The sequence below is a fragment of the Sulfitobacter guttiformis genome, from assembly GCF_003610455.1.
GTDB lineage: Bacteria > Pseudomonadota > Alphaproteobacteria > Rhodobacterales > Rhodobacteraceae > Sulfitobacter > Sulfitobacter guttiformis.
The window spans coordinates 925,093-944,598 of record NZ_RAQK01000001.1 but is presented as its reverse complement, the minus strand read 5'-3'; the positions used below and the strand labels follow the sequence as shown (position 1 = coordinate 944,598).

Sequence of the window (19,506 nt, the reverse complement as noted above, 5' to 3'; positions counted from 1 at the left end):
GAATGGCAAAGATATACGACCGTGTCGCGCTGATCGGCCTCGGGCTGATCGCGTCATCAATGTTCTGGGCGATGAAGCGCGGCGGCCTCGCAGGCGAAATTACGGGATATGCCCGCTCTGATGAAACCCGCCGGACGGCGCGCGAAATTGGCCTGTGCGATGTTGTCTATGATGACATCAACGATGCCGTGCGTGATGCCGATCTGATCGTACTTTGCGTCCCTGTCGGTGTCATGGGCGAGGTAATGGCGCAAATTGCAGACGCGGTGAAGCCAGGTGCGACAGTCACGGACGTGGGATCGGTCAAGCGTGATGTGATCGACAAGGTGATGCCGCATATCCCAGAAGGCGTTCATTTTATTGCCGGTCACCCTTTGGCGGGTACAGAACATTCCGGACCGCGTTCGGGTTTTGCGGAGCTGTTTGACAATAGGTGGTGTCTACTGGTGCCCCCAAGCGGCACAGCGCCTGAACCTGTCGCGAAACTGCGCAGCCTGTGGGAGGGGATGGGATCAAACGTCGAGGAGATGGACGCGGACCACCATGATCTGGTGCTTGCCGTTACATCACATGCGCCGCATCTTATTGCATACACGATGGTTGGCGTAGCCGATGATCTGGGGCGTGTGACAGACGGTGAAGTAATAAAATACTCGGCTGCCGGCTTTCGGGATTTTACCCGAATTGCTGCTTCCGATCCTACCATGTGGCGCGATGTTTTTCTGAGTAACAAGGACGCGACGCTGGAAATCCTTGGTCGCTTTACCGAAGAGCTGTTCGCGCTGCAGCGGGCGATCCGACAGGGGGATGGCGCGCACCTGCACGATTATTTCACCCGTACCCGCGCGATCCGGCGTGGCATCATCGAGGCAGGTCAGGATACCGAAGCGCCCGATTTTGGCCGTGGCGGAAATGCCCGCAAATGAAGCCGCTGGTCGTTGTTTTTTGCGCGATCGCGACTCTGTCGTGTGCGGGGCCAGATACTTCGGCCCGTCCAGAAGCACGCCCTGCGCCTGCAATGGTAGCAGATAGCAGGATAGACCGCTCGGCGGAGGAAAACACCCAAGGCGGTTTTTTAAAATCACTGCGCCCGATATTCCGTTCCCCGTTGGCGGGGCGCTCGTCGCGTCAACAGCAAAAGGCGCTGGCGGCTGGCTCTGTCTGTGGGGACCCCGCCCTTCAGGGCGAAACCATCGGGACGATTGATGGAAAAATCGCTGGATGCGGTGTGGATGACGCTGTGCGCATCTCGTCGGTTTCGGGCGTAAATCTTAGTACGAAATCAACCATGGACTGCGACACTGCGAAGGCGTTGAGGTCGTGGGTGGACGGCAGCGCAAAGCCCGCTCTCTCGACCAAAGGCGGCGGCCTGCGGGAGCTTAAGGTTGCTGCACATTATACATGCCGTCGCCGCAACAACGCAAAAACGGGAAAAATATCGGAGCATGGCACAGGCCGCGCAATTGATATTTCCGGCTTTGAGCTGGCGGATGGCAGCGAAATTTCAGTGCTTAATGGTTGGGCAGCGGCAAACACAGCAAAAGCGATGCAAAAGATGCATGCGGATGCCTGTGGGCCTTTCGGGACTGTCCTTGGACCACGGGCAAACCGGTTCCATCTGGATCATTTTCACTTTGACACTGTCCGCTACCGAAATGGAACGTATTGCCGTTAACGCAGGATCAACAATGGTGCCGTACCCAGCGGGATGAACCCCATCCGCATGCGCCCATCTTCGAGGGTTATATCCAGATCCAATGTCTCGCGGCTGCCTGACAAGTTTGACAGCAGGTTCAGTCCGCTCTCGATTTGCGGGCGCATTTGCAACGGAACTGCGCCGCTGGCGGCCGCAAGATCAAGCATGCGCTGCCAATTCTCCGCCCGTAGTTTGAGCGTGCCTGTCATCGCACCTCCCTGCGCCACTACGACATTTGCGGTCAGCGACAGGCTCAAATCAGCCCATCTAGCCTCCAGTTGATCCACTTTGACGCTGCGCGGTTGCGGGCGGCTGTCCTCCAGCGCGCTGCGGTCCCATGGACGGTCAAACGCGATGGTCATATCAGCCAGCAATGTTTCGAACACATCGGGCCAAGCGGCGGGAAGGCGCAGTCCCTCGCGGATAATACTGCCAGGGGCAAATCCGGTGGCGTTCAGGTCAACATCGTAGGTTTGCGGATCTGCACCCTGCTGTATAACCGCGTCCAGCGTCTGCATAACAGCGACGCGCCCCTCAGTAAGGTCGAGGGCGATGTCTTTGCTTTGCGCGCGCATTCCCTCAAGCTGGAGCGAGGTGCCGGGGCGCAGACGCAATGCCGCTTCGGCCCCACCTGTGGTAAGCGTCAATATACCTTGCGGCGTCGTTAGGGTGACAGGTTCGGCAGGCAGGCGAACGGTAGCATGCCCGGGCCAGTATATCGGTGTCGATATCGTTATTTCCGGCAGCTGCAGCGAAGACTGCGTGGCGGGATCATCCAGCGATACATCGCGAAGTGTGGTCGCGATTCGCAGGGGGAAGCCGCCGCGGCTCATTTGGGCTGCTGAAGCTTGCCAGCCTTCGTTCTGGCGCGCATCGAACCATGTGTTCAGGGTTCTTTGCATACCATTTGTCGCGAGGACCCACCATGTTGTCCAGATCAGGACAGCTAGGGCCAGTAATTTCACAGTCAGCCGGCTCATGGGCAAAGCCCCCCTTTTCAATGACGCACCTTTGCGGTTTACCTAGCAAAAGACAGGAGAACCAGATGAGTATGTGGGTATTCGGCTATGGCAGCTTGCTTTGGAATCCGGGTTTCGAAGTCGTGGAGAGTGTGATCGGGACCTTGCCGGGCTATGCCCGCTCTTTTTGTATGCGGTCGATCCATCACCGTGGAACTGTTGCGGCCCCGGGACTTGTGCTTGCGCTGGATGAACAACCCTCCGAGGCCTGTGAAGGCGTCGCGCTTAGGGTGGCTGCGGGGCATGAAACTAAAACGCTGGCATATCTACGAGAGCGAGAACTTATTTCCTCCGCTTATGTAGAAAAGGAACTGCCCGTCCGTTTGACCGACGGGCGCGAAGTGACTGCCCTTGTCTATGTGATCGATGAGGCGCATGAGCAGTATTGTGGTGGGCTACCGCTCGAGGAGCAGGCGCAAATCATGGCAGCAGCCGTGGGTGGGCGGGGACCAAATGCTGAATATCTTTACAATACCGCCGATCATTTAACCTCTGTGGGTTTGCACGACCCAGCTTTAGCATGGTTGGCGGCACGGGTTCGTGAAATCGACCGATAAACCCTTTGGAATACGCAGGTTTCAAGGTAACGTAGAAACATAACAATAAGGTCAGGAGCAGGAGCGCATGGCGCAACCAGACCAAGAGGCAAAACCGCAATTTTCCCAACCCGTCCGGCAGATCACCTTGATGCTGCTGGTTTTAGGGCTGTCCGGCTTTGGGGTGTTTGTTGCCCTGCCGCGGGTACTGCCGGTTTTTCAGGCGAACCCTTATCTGAACGGCTTTATTTTCTTTGTCTTTTTGATCGGTGTCGTCGCCTGTTTCTATCAGGTGCTACAACTCATCGGCTCGGTCCGCTGGATCGAGAGCTTTGCCTCCGATAACGCAGAGCCGAACGAGACACCGCCACAGATGCTCGCGCCGTTGGCGGCGCTGTTGCGCACGCGTGGAGCGCGGATGCAAGTGAGCGCGTCCTCGACCCGCTCTATTCTTGATTCCGTGGCCACCCGCATTGACGAGGCGCGCGAGATTACGCGCTATATCGTCAATACATTGATCTTCTTGGGCCTTTTAGGAACGTTCTATGGCCTCGCTACAACAGTCCCCGCAATCGTTGACACTATTCGTAGCCTTGCGCCGCAAGCAGGAGAAAGCAGCACAGAGGTGTTCAGCCGCCTGATGACTGGCCTGGAATCCCAGCTTGCGGGTATGGGGGTGGCGTTTGCATCATCGCTGCTCGGTCTCGCGGGATCTTTGATTGTTGGTCTGCTGGAGCTGTTCGCGGGTCACGGTCAGAACCGATTTTATCAGGAACTCGAGGATTGGCTCAGCTCGATTACGCGGGTAGGGTTTGCCGCAGGTGATGACAGCACGCCCGAACAGGCTGTGATGGCAGGCATGGTCGATCACATGGCCGAGCAAATGGAGAGCATGCAAGAGATGTTCGCCCGTTCCGAGGCGGGCCGCGCTGAGGTTGAACAGAAGCTTGGTAAGCTGGCGTTGGCGATTGAGCGGATGGCAGTTCAGATGGGCGATCAGGGCGGATCCGCCGAGCTGCTCGAGCGTATCATCATGGGGCAGGACCGGATGATTACGGCGCTTGAGCAACCCCGCGAACTTCGCCATGAAAGTTCGGGCCCGGATGCAGAAAGCCGGATGCGCCTACGCTCGATTGATGTCCAGATGTTGCGTATTCTTGAGGAAATCTCTGCGGGGCGGCAGGAGACGATGGCAGATTTGCGTCAGGAACTTTCGCATCTGACAAAGGCGTTGTCTTCGCCACGCAGCAGCACCGAACCGCGCCGCATGCGTACGCCAAATAGTCCGCCCGGCGGCGGGGACCGTTAGTCATGGCACTGTCGCGGCGTACGGGGGCGCGGTTTCAGGCGTCGATCTGGCCGGGCTTCGTTGATGCGATGACCGGTCTGTTATTGGTTTTGATGTTTGTGCTGACTATATTCATGGTCGTGCAATTTGTCCTGACGGAGCAAATTTCGGGACAAGAAACTGAACTTGATACATTGTCGTCAGAGGTGGCTGCTTTGGCGCAGGCGCTGGGCTTGGAGCAACGCACCAACAGCGATCTAGAAGCACGGGTTGGTGCGCTTCGCTCCTCGCTGGGCGATGCACAAACGCAAGCGGCGCAACAAGCCTCGCGCATCGCCGCGCTTCAATCCGAGCGTGACGAACAAGATACAGCCCTCAACGCCGCGCAGACACGGCTCACCAGTTTTGAGGCGCAGGTCGCCGCACTCATCGCGGACCGCGATACAGCGCAGGGGCAAGTTGCAGAATTGACCGCGAGGGAAGCCACGTTGTTGAACGAACAGGAGGCGCTCAATCTCGCGCTGGCGGCCAGTCGGGACGAGGTCGATGCGCAAACCGAAATTGCCCGCCTTGCGGCAGCGCGGCGCGAAGCGCTGGAGGCGATGGCGGCAGATCTACGCACCAAAAATGCGGCGGCCGAAGGCGAGATCGAGAGGCTGGCGTCAGATGCCGCGGCAGCGCGTACGGCGTTGAGTGAGCGTGAGGAGGCACAGCTCGCTGATGCGGCCGCTGCGGAGGCGTTGCGTGCAAGATTGGAAAATGCAGATACGGAACTGACGGCGATGACCCTGTCGCTTGAGGCGCAGCGCAAGCGGGCGGAGGAGACGCTCACCTTGTTGGCTGCGGCGCGCGCGGCGCAAGAGGAGCTTGATCTGCGACTTACAGCAACGCAGAACGAGACCGAAGCCGAGATCGATAATCTGCGCGCGGAGTTGGCAGCAGCGATGGCCGAAAAGCTGGCTGCTCAAAGCAATGTTGACGAAACCCAAACCGAAGCAGCGCGGCGCGCGGCCTTATTGTCGCAAGCCGAGTTGGCCCTCTCGCAAGAGCAGGAGACATCGGCCGCGGCACAACGTCAGACGGAGCTACTCAATCAGCAGGTTGCGGCGCTTCGCGCACAGCTGAGCACCTTACAAGGTCTGCTGGACAGTGCCGAGGCTGACGATATTGCCCGCCAGGTCGAGCTGCAATCTTTGGGGTCCCAGCTTAATACAGCGCTGGCCCGCGTTGCAGTGGAAGAACGCCGTCGGGCAGAGTTGGAAGCGGCGGAAGTTGAGCGCCTACAGGCGGAGACAAAAAACCTCGAGCAATATCGCTCCGAGTTTTTCGGGCGGTTGCGATCTGTTCTGGGCTCGCAGGAAGGTGTTCGTATCGAAGGCGACCGCTTTGTGTTCAGCTCGGAGGTATTGTTTCCTCCGGGCGGGGCAGATCTGTCAGTCGCAGGTCAGGGCGAAGTCGCAAAAGTTGCAGATATTTTGCGCAACATCGCAGCCGATATCCCGGAAGGCATCGATTGGGTAATTCGCGTCGACGGACATACGGATAATGTGCCGTTGTCTGGGCAGGGAGAGTTTGCGGACAATTGGGAGTTGAGCCAGGCACGCGCTCTATCGGTGGTCAAGTACATGGCGAATTTTCTTGCGATTCCCCCCGACCGTCTGGCCGCGAATGGTTTCGGTCAATACCAGCCCTTAGACACCGCCAACACCGAAGCGGCGCGTACGCGTAACCGCCGTATCGAGCTTAAATTCACCGAGAAGTAGCGGGCAACCGTTTCCCCTTTTGCGAGAATGTCGCGGCTCAGGGTATGATGAGCTCGATCTCTTCTCGCTCAAGAACGGTCCCTGCGCGCCGCAATTCTGCGGTGCCCGTATAGGTGCCTGCAGGCCAACGGTCGCTGCGAAGTTTCTTACCAATCGCACGGAAAGATTGTGCCTGATTTCGTTTCAGGAGGACGTCACGTTTGATTACAGTGCCTTCTGGCCCACTTAGTGCAAGCGAAATGATATCGCTCTCCCGCGTGCCAAAAAGAAATGCATAGATTACCAGCGCATCACTGTTGGCATCGGGCGGCAGAACGGTATTCGCGCGGATGTCCTCGAACTCGGGGATTGTTGCACTGGTGCCGACAGTGACAATGCCGCCGGGGCGGTAAGGCGGCACATTAGCCCAGAGCGTCTCTGTCTCGACAGTGTTGCAGGTGATATTGCCATCCGGATCGAACGGATCAATCACCGCACCATCGCGGCGCACTGACAAGTGAACATGAGGAAACTCCGCGCGCCCCGACATACCAACCTGTCCCAATACTGTTCCAACCTCGACATTTTGATCCTGAACTACGGTAATGGAGCCTTGTCGCAGATGGCAATATTGGGTCTCCCAGCCGCCCTCATGCCGGATAACAACGCCATTGCCGCATTCTTTGTCCTGTACCGAGGCCGCATTTTCAGACGAATACCGGACATCGGCAACGCCGTCCCGTGTGCCGCCTACCGTCCCAGCAGCCGAGGCGACAACATCAATTCCTTTTGAGATGTAATCATATGTCGGGAGGGCGAAATCCGTGCCCTTATGGCCATCATAACTCAGGCCGGAACATGTGAAATCGGAGGCTGCATCAGTGCCGTCATGATCAACATATTGCTGGATGTAGCATGGGCCGTTCAGATCGCATGCAATGGGGGATATCAACGAAAAATCCCCCGCTGTGACAGGCACAGCGAGGGAGAAGAGGGCCATAAGACCAAACCGCATTATTCTGCGGTGAGCAGTGGTGGTTTCTTGCTGGTCAGGCGCGGATGATCGGGACCCTCGACAACAATATCGAGTTCGCCCTTCTTCACGCCAATCTTGACTACACCGCCCTTGGCGAGTTTGCCGAACAACAGCTCCTCCGCCAGAGGTTTTTTGATGTATTCCTGAATGACGCGCCCGAGGGGACGGGCACCCATCTTGGCATCATACCCTTTTTCACCCAGCCACTCGGCGGCTTTATCGCTCAGCTCGATTGTGACGTTGCGGTCCATCAGTTGTGCCTCAAGTTGCAACACAAACTTTTCGACCACACGCAGAATGGTTTCCTTGGGCAGCGCGCCAAACGAGATGACAGCGTCGAGGCGGTTGCGGAATTCAGGCGTGAATGTCCGCTCGATTGCGGCAGTATCCTCGCCGGTCCGGCTTTCGCGGCCAAAACCGATTGCCTCTTTCGCTTGCTCGGCAGCACCGGCGTTGGATGTCATGATCAGTACGACATTGCGGAAATCCACAGTGCGTCCATTGTGATCCGTCAGCTTGCCGTGGTCCATCACCTGCAAAAGGATATTGTACACATCAGGGTGTGCCTTTTCCATTTCGTCGAGAAGCAAAACACAATGCGGGTCCTGATCAACGCCGTCAGTCAACATGCCGCCCTGATCGAACCCGACATAGCCTGGAGGGGCACCGATGAGACGGGACACCGCATGTTTCTCCATGTACTCGGACATGTCAAAGCGCAGAAGTTTCACGCCCAGCGTATCAGCAAGCTGTTTCGCAACTTCGGTTTTACCCACACCTGTTGGTCCTGCGAACAGGTAGTTACCGATAGGTTTTTCAGGCTCGCGTAGGCCGGCACGGGACAACTTGATTGCAGACGAGAGCGCCTCAATCGCTTTGTCCTGCCCGAATACGACCCGCTTTAGCGATGTCTCAAGATCCTTCAGCACGATCACATCGTCCTTGGATACGTTCTTCGGAGGGATACGAGCGATTTTGGCAACCACAGCCTCAACTTCTTTGGTGCCGATAGTTTTGCGGCGCTTCGACGCAGGAAGCAGATGTTGTGCAGCGCCGGCCTCATCGATCACGTCGATTGCCGAGTCGGGCAATTTACGGTCATTGATGTAGCGATGCGCCAACTCAACGGAGGTCTTGATCGCGTCTGCGGTGTATTTGACGCCGTGATGCTCCTCAAAGTATGGCTTGATACCTTTAAGGATTTTCTGTGCGTCTTCCACCGAAGGTTCGTTAACGTCAATTTTCTGAAAGCGCCGCGCAAGGGCGCGATCCTTCTCAAAATGCTGACGGAACTCCTTGTAGGTGGTGGAGCCCATGGTGCGCAGTTTGCCGCCGGCGAGTGCAGGCTTCAACAGGTTGGACGCATCCATAGCACCACCGGATGTCGCACCGGCACCGATTACTGTATGGATTTCGTCGATAAACAGCACTGCGTCCTTGTGCGCTTCCAACTCCGTCACAACGGCTTTCAGGCGTTCCTCGAAATCACCGCGGTACCGTGTTCCAGCCAACAGTGCGCCCATATCCAGAGAGAAGATCGTTGTTTTCGACAGGATCTCCGGGGTTTCGCCGGATACGATTTTGCGCGCAAGACCTTCGGCAATGGCTGTTTTACCCACGCCGGGATCACCGACCAGCAAGGGGTTGTTTTTGCGGCGGCGACAGAGAACCTGAATGCAACGCTCTACTTCAGCATCGCGCCCGATGAGCGGATCGACGTCACCGTCACGCGATTTCTTGTTAAGATCCACACAGTATTTTTCCAGCGCAGATTCTTTCTTGTCTCCGTCGGTGACCCCTTTTGCCTCTTCCTCATGCTCGGGTGCGCCTGACACAGGGCGGGCTTCGCCATATTCCGGATCCTTTGCTACGCCATGTGCGATGTAATTAACGGCATCATAACGGGTCATGTCCTGCTCTTGCAGAAAATAGGCCGCGTTGCTCTCGCGCTCTGCAAAAATGGCTACGAGCACATTTGCGCCGGTCACCTCGGTACGGCCCGAAGATTGAACGTGGATCGCCGCACGCTGGATCACCCGCTGAAACGCAGCCGTCGGCACTGCCTCGGACCCTTCGACATCGGTGACAAGATTGCTAAGATCCTCATCGATGAACTCAACAAGTGTTTCGCGCAGCTCTTCTACGTCAACTGAGCAGGCTTTCATCACCTGAAGTGCATCAGGCTCGTCAACCAGCGATAGAAGCAGGTGCTCCAACGTGGCGAATTCATGTTTACGAGCATTTGCCAACGCAAGGGCTGCGTGAATGGACTGCTCTAGTGTGGTCGAGAATGAAGGCACGGTGTGCTCCTTTTCGAAGGGGGTCGGTGCGGTGCAGAAGGATGCCAGCGCCTGCGGTCCGACCATGGCCTGATACTATTAGAGTTTGGTTTATAGTGGCCAACCTTCAAGTCCTATTTGTAAGAAAGTTGTCACATTTATTTTCACGTAGGTGTCATGGCGTGTTTTTGTGCGATGTTTGAGTCAACCACGCAACAGTTGCAGAGAAATTGGATGGCCGCCTGAAGGCGTTGTCCTGATAACGGTTAAATGCCGGATGTGGGCAAGTCAGAAGCTGTCTTTAAGGGCACGTACTTTTGTGAATACTTCCGGACCGGTTGAGCCGGTCATCCCAATTGCGGCGCGCAGGGCCGGGTCTCCTGCACGCAAGAATGGATTGGTCGCCCGCTCAAGCCCCATGAGTGAAGGGACGGTAAATTTATTCTGCGAACGGGCTTGTGTAGTATCGCGGGCGCGCTGTTGGAGGGCGGCGTTGTCCGGATCAACAGTCAGAGCGAATTTGGCGTTAGAAGCTGTGTACTCATGACCCGAACAAATCAGGGTATCATCGGGCCACTGGGCCATCTTCGACAGAGATGCATGCATCTGCGCAGGCGTGCCTTCGAAAAGGCGGCCACAGCCAAGTGCCATTAGGCTGTCGGCAGTGAACGCAGCCGACGCTGCGGGAGCATAAAACGCGATATGACCGTTTGTGTGCCCTGACACATCAATCACGTGCACCGGAGTCTCGCCGAGGGAAAAATGATCGCCGTCCGCGAGGGCGGTATCTAGATCGGGCAGGCGGTGGGCATCGGCGGCAGCACCGTAGACGGGTGCAGGAAAATCAGCTAGCAGACCTGACAGGCCCTGAATATGATCGGGATGGTGGTGGGTCAGCCATATCTGACTGAGCGTCCATCCAATCGACGACAGTTCTGCGGCGATTGGCGCTGCCTCTGGCACATCAATCAGCGCCACATCTCCTGTTGCCTTATCGCGCAACAAAAAGGCGTAATTGTCCGACAGGCAGGCAATTGTTACTAGGATGTGGCTGTCGGTCTCAATTCTCTCGGCTGGCATGGGCAAGCCTCCTGTGCTGCGCTATCATAACATAAAATGGCGCTAGGGGGCGTACTGTCAATGCATCTTGATGTGCAGGATTTGCGCAATTTCTATTACCGCAGTGCATTGGGGCGTGCGGCGCAGAAATCCTTGCGCGACCGGATGTTGGAATTGTGGCCGGAGGCCAAGGGGCAGACGGTCGTGGGATTCGGCTTTGCGGTGCCTCTGTTGCGCCCATATCTTAAGGACGCGCGGCGGGTGATCACCCTCATGCCGGGGCCGCAGGGGGTGATGCCGTGGCCCGCCGGTATGGCAAATACATCTGTGCTTACCGAAGAGACGTTGTGGCCGATCGAGACTGGCCATGTCGACAAGCTGGTGCTGCTGCACGGACTAGAGACCTGTGAGCGGCCGTCAGACTTGTTGGAGGAATGCTGGCGTGTGTTGGGGCCGGGCGGCAAGGCGCTATTTATCGTGCCCAACCGCGCTGGCCTGTGGGCTCGGCGCGACCGTACGCCATTTGGTTATGGGCGGCCTTATTCTCCTGGACAGCTGGATGCGCAACTGCGCAAGCACCAGTTCCTGCCGGAGCGGCATGTGGGGGCCTTGTTTCAGTTTCCCTCGAGCCAGCGGATGTGGATGAAATCCGGCGGATTGTTCGAGCGGGTTGGCCGCAGCCTGCCCACTATGATGGCAGGCGGGGCCTTTATGGTGGAAGCGACAAAGCTGGTCTATCCGCCCAAAGGTCAGGTAAAGCGCAAGCGCGTCCGGAACCCGATAGGCGTGATGGAAGGGGCGGCCAAGCCGGTTTAGTTGTACAGCAGCAAAGGCGGGATTACTTCGTCTGCCTCGAATTGTTTTGCCAAAGGGCTGGGCCGCGCCTTGTCAGTGAGTGATAAGACTTGCGTCTTGGTCAACCGCACGATCATCAAGGTGGCTGATGTCGGTGAGGAAAAAGCGCATGACAGCTGAGCAGTTACCGTAACACTGCGTCAATGTTACCGACTGCATGAAGCGCACCGAGGCGCCGTTCGAGGTGGGTCGGGAGCGATTACGATCATCCCCTCACCGGAGTGAAATCCGTGACGCGGGCCACGAGGACGAAATCATCATGTTCTCTCAGCTTCTGAGGTGCCAGCACGACCATATCGATGTCCTGCTGACCCAGATCAGCGATATCCGTGCAGCGCACAAAATCTGATCGTGTGTCAAAAAGGTTGGAGGGGGGATAGATGCAGATTTGATTTCGGCTATACCAATTTTTGATTTCCCCAGATTTGGCCGACCATTCAATTACTGCTGCGGCGCGCGATATTCCGAGGGCTGCGCACAGAAAAAACAGACTTTACGAGTACAAATTTGGGCAAATTCCAAAGATTGCTTCCAAGTGGCGCGTAAGGCAAGTTGTGGTGGCCTCGCCTTATTTGATGGCAGAATCGGGTGAAGCGGTGCAAGGTCAGCGAAATTTATCCGTGGTCAAAAGGCCGCAGATTGCGCAAGCTGTTGAAAACAATAGAGGCGGTTGAGAACTATGGACACGATGGCGTGTTGCGGCGTCGATAACGGTCTGCTACATCGCCCCTGATTTAACCGCTTTGGCATTTTTTCGCCAAGGCCGCGCCACAACACCGGCATTGCGATGATCGCGGGCCGGTGGATTAGTATGAGAGGATGGACGTGTCGGAACCAGCTTCGATTTCCACCGGTATCGCGCAGCGCTATGCGACCGCCGTATTCCAGTTGGCCAAAGAGGCCAACACTGTCAAAGCCGTTGAAGCGGACTTGACTGCGTTGCAAGACGCTATGAGCACAAGTGAAGATTTTCGCGCACTCATCCACTCACCCGTGTATACGCGTGAGCAGCAGGGCACAGCGATCACTGCTATTGCGAAAAAAATGAAATTGTCGCCGATGATGGCGAATACAGTCGCATTGATGGCAACAAAGCGCCGTTTGTTCGTGCTGCCGCAGCTTGTGCAAACGCTGCGGGACATCATCGCTGACGACAAGGGCGAAGTTACCGCAGACGTAACATCTGCCAAGGCGTTGACGAAGACTCAGGCCGATAAACTGGCTGCGTCGCTCAAGAAGACAACCGGCAAGACCGTGACACTCCACCAAACCGTCGATGAGACACTCATCGGTGGTTTGATCGTAAAAGTGGGCTCCAAGATGATCGATACGTCGATCCGCTCCAAGCTCAATTCCCTTCAGAATGTAATGAAAGAGGTCGGATAAATGGGTATCCAAGCTGCAGAGATTTCTGCGATCCTTAAGGACCAGATCAAAAACTTTGGTCAAGAAGCCGAAGTGGCCGAAGTTGGCCGTGTTCTGTCCGTAGGGGACGGTATCGCGCGCGTTTACGGGCTGGACAATGTTCAGGCTGGTGAAATGGTGGAATTCCCCGGTGGTATTCAGGGCATGGCCCTGAACCTCGAAACCGACAACGTCGGCGTGGTTATCTTCGGCTCCGACCGCGACATCAAAGAGGGCGACGTTGTAAAGCGTACGAACTCCATCGTGGACGTGCCAATCGGTGACGAACTGCTGGGCCGTGTTGTTGACGGTCTGGGCAATCCAATCGACGGCAAAGGCCCGATCGGCGCAACAAAGCGCGGTCTTGCCGAAGTCAAAGCGCCGGGCATTATCCCGCGTAAATCCGTACACGAGCCCATGGCAACTGGCCTGAAGTCTGTGGATGCGATGATCCCCGTTGGCCGTGGCCAGCGCGAATTGATCATTGGTGACCGTCAGACGGGTAAAACAGCTGTTGCGCTCGACGCGATGCTGAACCAGGCGCAGGTTAACAAAGCTGCTGGCGACGACGAGAGCAAGAAGATGTACTGCGTGTACGTTGCGATCGGCCAGAAGCGTTCCACTGTTGCCCAGCTTGTTAAAAAGCTCGAAGAAACAGGCGCGATTGAGTACTCTATCGTCGTTGCCGCAACCGCGTCCGAGCCTGCCCCTATGCAGTTCCTCGCACCTTACTCTGCGACAGCCATGGCAGAGCACTTCCGCGACAACGGCCGCCACGCTTTGATCGTTTATGATGATCTCTCCAAGCAAGCGGTTTCTTATCGCCAGATGTCACTTCTGCTGCGTCGTCCACCCGGCCGTGAAGCCTATCCTGGTGACGTTTTCTATCTCCACTCCAGATTGCTTGAGCGTTCCGCCAAACTCGGTGATGCCGCAGGTAACGGTTCATTGACGGCTCTGCCGATCATTGAAACCCAAGGTGGTGACGTGTCCGCGTTTATTCCAACCAACGTGATTTCGATCACGGATGGTCAGATTTTCCTTGAGACCGAACTGTTCTATCAAGGTATCCGTCCTGCTGTGAACACCGGTTTGTCCGTTTCGCGTGTTGGTTCCTCCGCTCAGACCAAAGCAATGTCTTCGGTTGCTGGTCCGGTGAAACTGTCCCTCGCACAGTACCGCGAAATGGCGGCATTTGCCCAGTTCGGCTCCGACCTTGATGCCTCCACCCAGCAGTTGCTGGCCCGTGGTGCGCGCCTGACAGAGTTGATGAAGCAAGCGCAGTACAACCCGCTGACCAACGCCGAAATCGTCTGCGTAATCTTTGCAGGTACGAACGGTTACTTGGACAAAGTTAAGGTAACAGACGTAGGCCGCTATGAGGCGGGTCTGCTCAAGCACCTGCGCAGCAAGCATTCGGATCTGCTCGACGATATCACCAACAACGATCGCAAGGTGAAAGACGAGCTGGCAGATGCAATCAAGGCGGCTCTCGACGCGTTCGCTGCTGACTTCGCTTAAGGGGAGATAGGCAATGCCCAATCTCAAGGACCTTAAAAACCGGATCGCGAGTGTAAAGAACACCCGTAAGATCACGAAGGCCATGCAAATGGTTGCCGCGGCGAAGCTTCGCCGCGCGCAGGAAGCTGCCGAGGCGTCCCGTCCATATACGGAGCGTTTCAATGCTGTTATGGCGTCACTCGCTGCGTCCGTTGGTGGATCTGACACTGCGCCTAAACTGCTGAGCGGTACGGGCAAGGATCAGGTGCATTTGCTACTGGTTATGACGGCTGAAAAAGGTCTGTGTGGTGGCTTCAACGCGAACATCGCCAAGAAGGCCCGTGCGCACGCGCAAAAACTGATTGCCGAAGGTAAGGAGGTTAAAATCCTGACTGTCGGTAAAAAGGGGCGTGACCAGCTCAAGCGGGACCTGTCGAAGCATTTCGTCGGTCATGTTGACCTTACTGCGGTCAAGCGCATTGGATATGTCGATGCGCAGGGCATTGCAAAGGATGTGTTGGGCCGTTTTGACGAAGGCGAATTCGATATCGCCACGCTGTTCTATTCTGAGTTCGTCAATGTGGTGACACAGATCCCGACAGCACTTCAGATCATTCCGGCAAAGTTCGAACAGTCCGAGGGCGACGCGCCTGACACATTGTTCGATTACGAGCCGAGTGAAGAAGCGATCCTCGCTGATCTTTTGCCGCGTGGCGTGGCAACTGCCATCTTCTCGGCGCTGTTGGAAAACGGCGCGTCTGAGCAGGGGGCGCGTATGTCCGCAATGGACAACGCAACGCGCAACGCCGGCGATATGATTGAAGACCTGACAATCGTGTACAACCGTTCACGTCAGGCCGTCATCACCAACGAGCTGATCGAAATCATTTCCGGCGCGGAAGCGCTGTAAGGTATTGGAGACTAACGACATGGCACAAGCAGTCGGAAAAATTACCCAAGTCATCGGCGCGGTCGTTGACGTACAGTTCGAAGACAATCTGCCACAGATTCTCAACGCACTGACAACAGAAAACAACGGCAAGAAGCTGATCCTCGAAGTGGCTCAGCACCTTGGCGAAAACACGGTACGTACCATCGCGATGGATGCGACCGAGGGATTGGTGCGTGGTCAGAAAGTGACTGACAACGGCGCGCCTATTACAATCCCCGTTGGCAATGCCACACTGGGCCGCATTATGAACGTCGTAGGCGAGCCTATCGATGAAAAAGGCCCCGTTGAAGCGACCGAGCATCGTTCTATCCACGCCGACGCACCTGCGTTCGCGGAGCAGGCGACCACGTCCGAGGTTCTCGAGACAGGTATTAAGGTCATCGACCTTCTGGCGCCCTATGCCAAAGGTGGTAAAATTGGTCTGTTCGGGGGTGCCGGTGTTGGTAAAACCGTTTTGATCATGGAACTGATCAACAACATCGCAAAAGTGCACGCGGGCTTCTCCGTGTTCGCGGGTGTGGGTGAGCGTACGCGTGAGGGTAACGACCTTTACCACGAGATGATCGAATCCAACGTTATCGTTCCTGACAACCTCACTGAGTCTAAAGTGGCGCTGGTCTACGGTCAGATGAACGAGCCTCCAGGTGCGCGCATGCGTGTTGCTCTGACCGGTCTGACATTGGCCGAGCAGTTCCGTGACCAATCCGGTACCGACGTTCTGTTCTTCGTCGACAACATCTTCCGCTTCACACAGGCCGGTTCCGAAGTGTCCGCTCTGTTGGGTCGTATTCCCTCCGCTGTTGGCTATCAGCCGACATTGGCCACCGACATGGGCCAGATGCAGGAGCGTATTACCTCGACAAAAGCAGGCTCCATTACGTCTGTTCAGGCCGTATATGTTCCAGCGGATGACTTGACCGACCCAGCGCCTGCAACCTCGTTTGCGCACCTCGATGCGACAACTGTTCTGGACCGCTCGATCTCGGAAAAAGGTATCTACCCTGCGGTTGACCCGCTTGGTTCCACGTCACGCTTGCTTGATCCCCTCGTGATCGGTGAAGAGCATTACAAAGTGGCGACAGACGTTCAGCAGGTTCTGCAGCGTTACAAATCCTTGCAGGATATCATCGCCATTCTGGGTATGGACGAACTCTCGGAAGACGACAAACTGGCCGTGGCCCGTGCACGTAAGATCGAGCGTTTCCTCTCCCAGCCGTTTGACGTTGCAAAGGTATTTACCGGCGCAGACGGCAAGCAGGTCCCTCTTGCAGAAACTGTTCAGTCGTTCAAAGCAGTTGTTGCTGGTGAGTATGACCACCTTCCAGAAGGCGCGTTCTACATGGTAGGCGGCATTGAGGAAGTGATTGCGAAAGCAGAGAAAATGGCAGCGGACGCTGCTGCTTAAGGAGGCGTTGTAATGGCAGACACGATGCAATTCGATCTGGTGTCGCCTGAGCGGCGCCTGGCCTCGGCTCAAGTTGTCTCGGTGCAGATTCCGGGTACGGATGGCGACATGACGGCAATGCCCGATCATGCGCCAACCATCACCACGATGCGCCCTGGCTTGCTGACGGTAGATGGCCCAAACGGGCAGCAACAATTTGTCGTGACGGGCGGTTTCGCCGAGATCACAGGCAAAGGAGTTTCTGTTTTGGCAGAACGTGCGCTTGCACGCGAGGACATGACTCAAGAGACCATGGACGAGATTATGGAAGAAGCTCGGACCACTTATACCAAAGTGAAAGAAGCGTTTGAAAATCAGGAAGGTCCTGTAGACGACGCGGCCAAGCTTTTGTCTGACATGGTAGCAATGGGTGAGCAGATTGGTCTTTCGGCCAAGACCTGATCGGTTTCGACAAGTTAGCGTGAGGCCCCGCCAGAGTGTGGGGCCTTTTGCGTTTCCAAGTTCCGTAAATTTGCCATAAATTGTTTCTACTTCGAAGGATCAACGGATAATAGGAAACCCACAATGAGAAAGTTGCGTAGTTTGATTGTGGGTGTGGATAGCGGCGATGAAATCCTTTTTGAGGATTTCGAAGACGGTGGCGAGATGTGGACGGGGCGGGGCCAGCGTGAGAGGCGTCGCCGGATCAAATTTTCCGAGAAGTATTTGAGTATTCCAACGGTTCAGCTGTCTATTTCGCTATGGGATATGGATGCAGGGACCGTCCTTCGCGCGGATGTTGCCGCTGAAGCCGTGACTGAAAAGGGGTTTGACATGGTGTTTCGCACATGGGGCGACACGCGCGTGGCCCGTATCCGGATATCGTGGACGGCCTTGGGCGAGCTTGAGGATGCCGATGCTTGGGATGTTGGCTGACGTTAGCTCGATGTGGTATCCGCTGACCTCTCCCCGAGGGGAGAGGTCAGCTAGCTTTATTGGGAACCGATAAATACGCTGGCGCCCTAACTTTCCGGTCAGACGTCGTTGTACATTCCATCATATATCGGTCCGAGGGTGTCTTGCTCGAACAGGGAGGAGACGGACGTGCCGTTCCAGATGTTCAAAATGGCCTGCGCAAAGATTGGAGCGGTCGGAACAATACGAATGTTCGGCGCTTTTTTGACCGCCTCAGTAGGCTGGATTGTATCGGTAATTACCAGTGATTTCATAACCGAGTTGGTGACGCGTTCAACGGCGGGTCCGGACATGACACCATGGCTAATGTAGGCGTGAACCTCCTTGGCACCGTTTTCCAGCAGGACTTCGGCGGCTTTACACAAGGTGCCCGCAGTGTCGCAGATGTCGTCAATGATGAGACAGGTCTTGCCGGTGACGTTTCCAATTACGGTCATCTCGCTGACTTCACCGGCTTTTTCGCGGCGCTTGTCCACGATAGCGAGCGGTGCGCCGAGGCGCTTGGCCAGTTCGCGGGCGCGGGCAACGCCGCCCACGTCGGGCGAGATGATCAACAGATCGTCCATCTGGTCCTTGAAGGCATGCTTGATGTCGAGTGCAAAGACAGGCGAAGCATAAAGGTTGTCGACGGGAATATCGAAGAAGCCCTGAATCTGGGCGGCGTGTAGGTCCATCGTTAGTATACGTTCGATCCCTGTGCCAACCAGCATATTTGCAACCAGTTTTGCAGTGATGGGCGTGCGCGCTTTTGTTCGGCGGTCCTGTCTCGCATAACCGAAGTATGGGAGAACAGCGGTCACACGATGCGCGGAGGAGCGGCGCAGGGCATCGGCCATGATCAGCAGTTCCATCAGGTTATCGTTGGCAGGGTTCGAAGTGGACTGGATGATGAACATATCCTCACCGCGCACATTCTCGAACACCTCGACGAATATCTCGCCGTCATTGAAACGCTCAACACGTGCATCGACTAGGCCTACGTTGACACCGCGGTGCAGGGACATCCGCCGTGCTATTGCTTTTGCAAGCGGCATGTTGGCATTGCCGGAAATCAGCTTTGGCTCGGGGATATGGCGCATGTGGGGAGGGCTCCGTGGCAGCGGTTTAACAGAATCGTTACATTGAACACCCAGTAACATGTGCCTAGGGTCAGGCAAAGCACGCACACCCTGTTGGAGCTCCAAATGGCTACTATCGACTATTATTTCGCAACCCTGTCACCCTATTGCTATCTTGCTGGCCTGCGGCTGGAGGAGGTCGCGGCGAAGAACGGCGCCCAGATTAATTACAAACCCTTTGATTTGTTACAGGGTTTCACCCTCACGGGAGGTATGGCACCGAAAGACCGGCATATCAGCCGTATCGAATATCGCGCACAAGAATTGGTACGGCAGGCCAAAAAGCTGGGGCTGCCATTCAATCTCAAGCCTGCGCATTGGCCCACGAATGGCGCGCTGTCTGCCTATGCGTTTATTGCAGCGCAGAATGCAGGTGGTGGTGATCTGGGTTTGCTGGCGCACAGTTTTACCCGCGCCTGCTGGGCCGAGGAAAAAGACATAGCGAATGAAGAAGTTATCCGCGCTTGTTTGGTCGAGGCGGGGTTTAACCCCGATCTCGCCGACAGCGGGCTGCTGTTAGGGGCGGAGACCTATACGCGTAACCTTGAGGAAGCTGTTGAGGCCGGGGCATTTGGCGCGCCCTTCTATGTGATCGAAGGTCAGCGGTTCTGGGGACAGGACCGGATTGTCGATCTTGAACTTTATCTTCAAGGAAAGCTGTAG

The 19,506-nt window shown here is 56.2% G+C and carries 20 protein-coding genes; 14 read left to right on the top strand and 6 right to left on the bottom strand.

Annotated features, from left to right (window positions below; all coding sequences use genetic code 11):
* The first annotated feature begins 2 nt into the window (after positions 1–2).
* Together C8N30_RS04530 and C8N30_RS04525 are read left to right on the top strand one after the other, a co-directional pair.
* Positions 3–926, top strand: a complete 924-nt coding sequence (locus tag C8N30_RS04530; RefSeq protein ID WP_025063314.1) for a prephenate/arogenate dehydrogenase family protein — start codon at positions 3–5, stop codon at positions 924–926.
* Complete coding sequence (locus C8N30_RS04525) at positions 923–1,675, top strand: extensin-like domain-containing protein (RefSeq protein WP_025063313.1); 753 nt, start codon at positions 923–925, stop codon at positions 1,673–1,675. The genes C8N30_RS04530 and C8N30_RS04525 overlap by 4 nt, the downstream gene beginning before the upstream one ends.
* On the opposite strand, the gene C8N30_RS04520 is transcribed toward C8N30_RS04525, so the two are convergent.
* Positions 1,672–2,676 carry a DUF2125 domain-containing protein gene (locus C8N30_RS04520; RefSeq protein WP_025063312.1) on the bottom strand — a complete coding sequence of 335 codons (1,005 nt, stop codon included), beginning with the start codon at positions 2,674–2,676 and terminating at the stop codon, positions 1,672–1,674. The two genes, C8N30_RS04525 and C8N30_RS04520, sit on opposite strands and share 4 nt — an antisense overlap.
* A 65-nt stretch (positions 2,677–2,741) precedes the next feature.
* Here C8N30_RS04520 and C8N30_RS04515 point away from each other — a divergent pair, with 65 nt between their 5' ends.
* From C8N30_RS04515 to C8N30_RS04505, 3 genes are all read left to right on the top strand, one after another.
* Complete coding sequence (locus C8N30_RS04515) at positions 2,742–3,272, top strand: gamma-glutamylcyclotransferase (protein ID WP_025063311.1); 531 nt, start codon at positions 2,742–2,744, stop codon at positions 3,270–3,272.
* Between the two features lie 67 nt (positions 3,273–3,339).
* A complete protein-coding gene (locus C8N30_RS04510; protein ID WP_025063310.1) occupies positions 3,340–4,560 on the top strand; it encodes a biopolymer transporter ExbB in 1,221 nt (406 codons plus the stop codon).
* Positions 4,561–4,562: 2 nt separating this feature from the next.
* The gene (locus C8N30_RS04505; protein ID WP_025063309.1) at positions 4,563–6,302 is read left to right on the top strand and encodes a peptidoglycan -binding protein; all 1,740 of its coding nucleotides are present in this window, start codon (positions 4,563–4,565) and stop codon (positions 6,300–6,302) included.
* A 37-nt stretch (positions 6,303–6,339) separates the two neighbouring features.
* Here the strand turns inward: C8N30_RS04505 and C8N30_RS04500 are convergent, their stop codons facing one another.
* The 3 genes from C8N30_RS04500 to gloB all read right to left on the bottom strand — a co-directional run bounded on the left by C8N30_RS04500 (position 6,340) and on the right by gloB (position 10,676).
* A complete protein-coding gene (locus tag C8N30_RS04500) occupies positions 6,340–7,281 on the bottom strand; it encodes a M23 family metallopeptidase (RefSeq protein WP_232222834.1) in 942 nt (313 codons plus the stop codon).
* Positions 7,282–7,295: 14 nt separating this feature from the next.
* Complete coding sequence (gene clpA, locus C8N30_RS04495; RefSeq protein ID WP_025063307.1) at positions 7,296–9,617, bottom strand: ATP-dependent Clp protease ATP-binding subunit ClpA; 2,322 nt, start codon at positions 9,615–9,617, stop codon at positions 7,296–7,298.
* A gap of 267 nt (positions 9,618–9,884) precedes the next feature.
* Positions 9,885–10,676, bottom strand: coding sequence for a hydroxyacylglutathione hydrolase (gene gloB, locus C8N30_RS04490; RefSeq protein WP_025063306.1), 792 nt, complete (start codon positions 10,674–10,676; stop codon positions 9,885–9,887).
* 60 nt (positions 10,677–10,736) lie between these two features.
* Here gloB and C8N30_RS04485 point away from each other — a divergent pair, with 60 nt between their 5' ends.
* Positions 10,737–11,471: a methyltransferase domain-containing protein gene (locus tag C8N30_RS04485; protein ID WP_025063305.1), complete on the top strand. Its 735-nt coding sequence runs from the start codon at positions 10,737–10,739 to the stop codon at positions 11,469–11,471.
* A complete protein-coding gene (locus C8N30_RS19265; RefSeq protein WP_156949585.1) occupies positions 11,472–11,630 on the top strand; it encodes a hypothetical protein in 159 nt (52 codons plus the stop codon).
* Positions 11,631–11,715: 85 nt separating this feature from the next.
* Here the strand turns inward: C8N30_RS19265 and C8N30_RS19775 are convergent, their stop codons facing one another.
* Complete coding sequence (locus tag C8N30_RS19775) at positions 11,716–11,850, bottom strand: hypothetical protein (protein ID WP_269667565.1); 135 nt, start codon at positions 11,848–11,850, stop codon at positions 11,716–11,718.
* Between the two features lie 485 nt (positions 11,851–12,335).
* Between C8N30_RS19775 and C8N30_RS04475 the strand changes: the two genes are divergently transcribed.
* From C8N30_RS04475 to C8N30_RS04450, 6 genes are all read left to right on the top strand, one after another.
* The gene (locus C8N30_RS04475) at positions 12,336–12,896 is read left to right on the top strand and encodes a F0F1 ATP synthase subunit delta (protein WP_198021483.1); all 561 of its coding nucleotides are present in this window, start codon (positions 12,336–12,338) and stop codon (positions 12,894–12,896) included.
* Entirely contained in the window at positions 12,897–14,435 is a 1,539-nt protein-coding gene (atpA, locus tag C8N30_RS04470; protein ID WP_025063302.1) for a F0F1 ATP synthase subunit alpha, read from the top strand. It abuts the gene before it with no gap.
* 13 nt (positions 14,436–14,448) lie between these two features.
* Complete coding sequence (locus C8N30_RS04465) at positions 14,449–15,324, top strand: F0F1 ATP synthase subunit gamma (RefSeq protein ID WP_025063301.1); 876 nt, start codon at positions 14,449–14,451, stop codon at positions 15,322–15,324.
* Between the two features lie 19 nt (positions 15,325–15,343).
* Positions 15,344–16,771 carry a F0F1 ATP synthase subunit beta gene (gene atpD / locus C8N30_RS04460; RefSeq protein WP_025063300.1) on the top strand — a complete coding sequence of 476 codons (1,428 nt, stop codon included), beginning with the start codon at positions 15,344–15,346 and terminating at the stop codon, positions 16,769–16,771.
* A gap of 12 nt (positions 16,772–16,783) precedes the next feature.
* A complete protein-coding gene (locus C8N30_RS04455) occupies positions 16,784–17,212 on the top strand; it encodes a F0F1 ATP synthase subunit epsilon (RefSeq protein ID WP_025063299.1) in 429 nt (142 codons plus the stop codon).
* A gap of 123 nt (positions 17,213–17,335) precedes the next feature.
* On the top strand, positions 17,336–17,686 hold the full coding sequence (locus C8N30_RS04450) for an H-type lectin domain-containing protein (protein ID WP_025063298.1): 351 nt from the start codon (positions 17,336–17,338) through the stop codon (positions 17,684–17,686).
* 98 nt (positions 17,687–17,784) lie between these two features.
* On the opposite strand, the gene C8N30_RS04445 is transcribed toward C8N30_RS04450, so the two are convergent.
* Positions 17,785–18,804 carry a ribose-phosphate pyrophosphokinase gene (locus C8N30_RS04445; protein ID WP_025063297.1) on the bottom strand — a complete coding sequence of 340 codons (1,020 nt, stop codon included), beginning with the start codon at positions 18,802–18,804 and terminating at the stop codon, positions 17,785–17,787.
* 105 nt (positions 18,805–18,909) lie between these two features.
* Here C8N30_RS04445 and C8N30_RS04440 point away from each other — a divergent pair, with 105 nt between their 5' ends.
* A complete protein-coding gene (locus tag C8N30_RS04440) occupies positions 18,910–19,506 on the top strand; it encodes a 2-hydroxychromene-2-carboxylate isomerase (RefSeq protein WP_025063296.1) in 597 nt (198 codons plus the stop codon).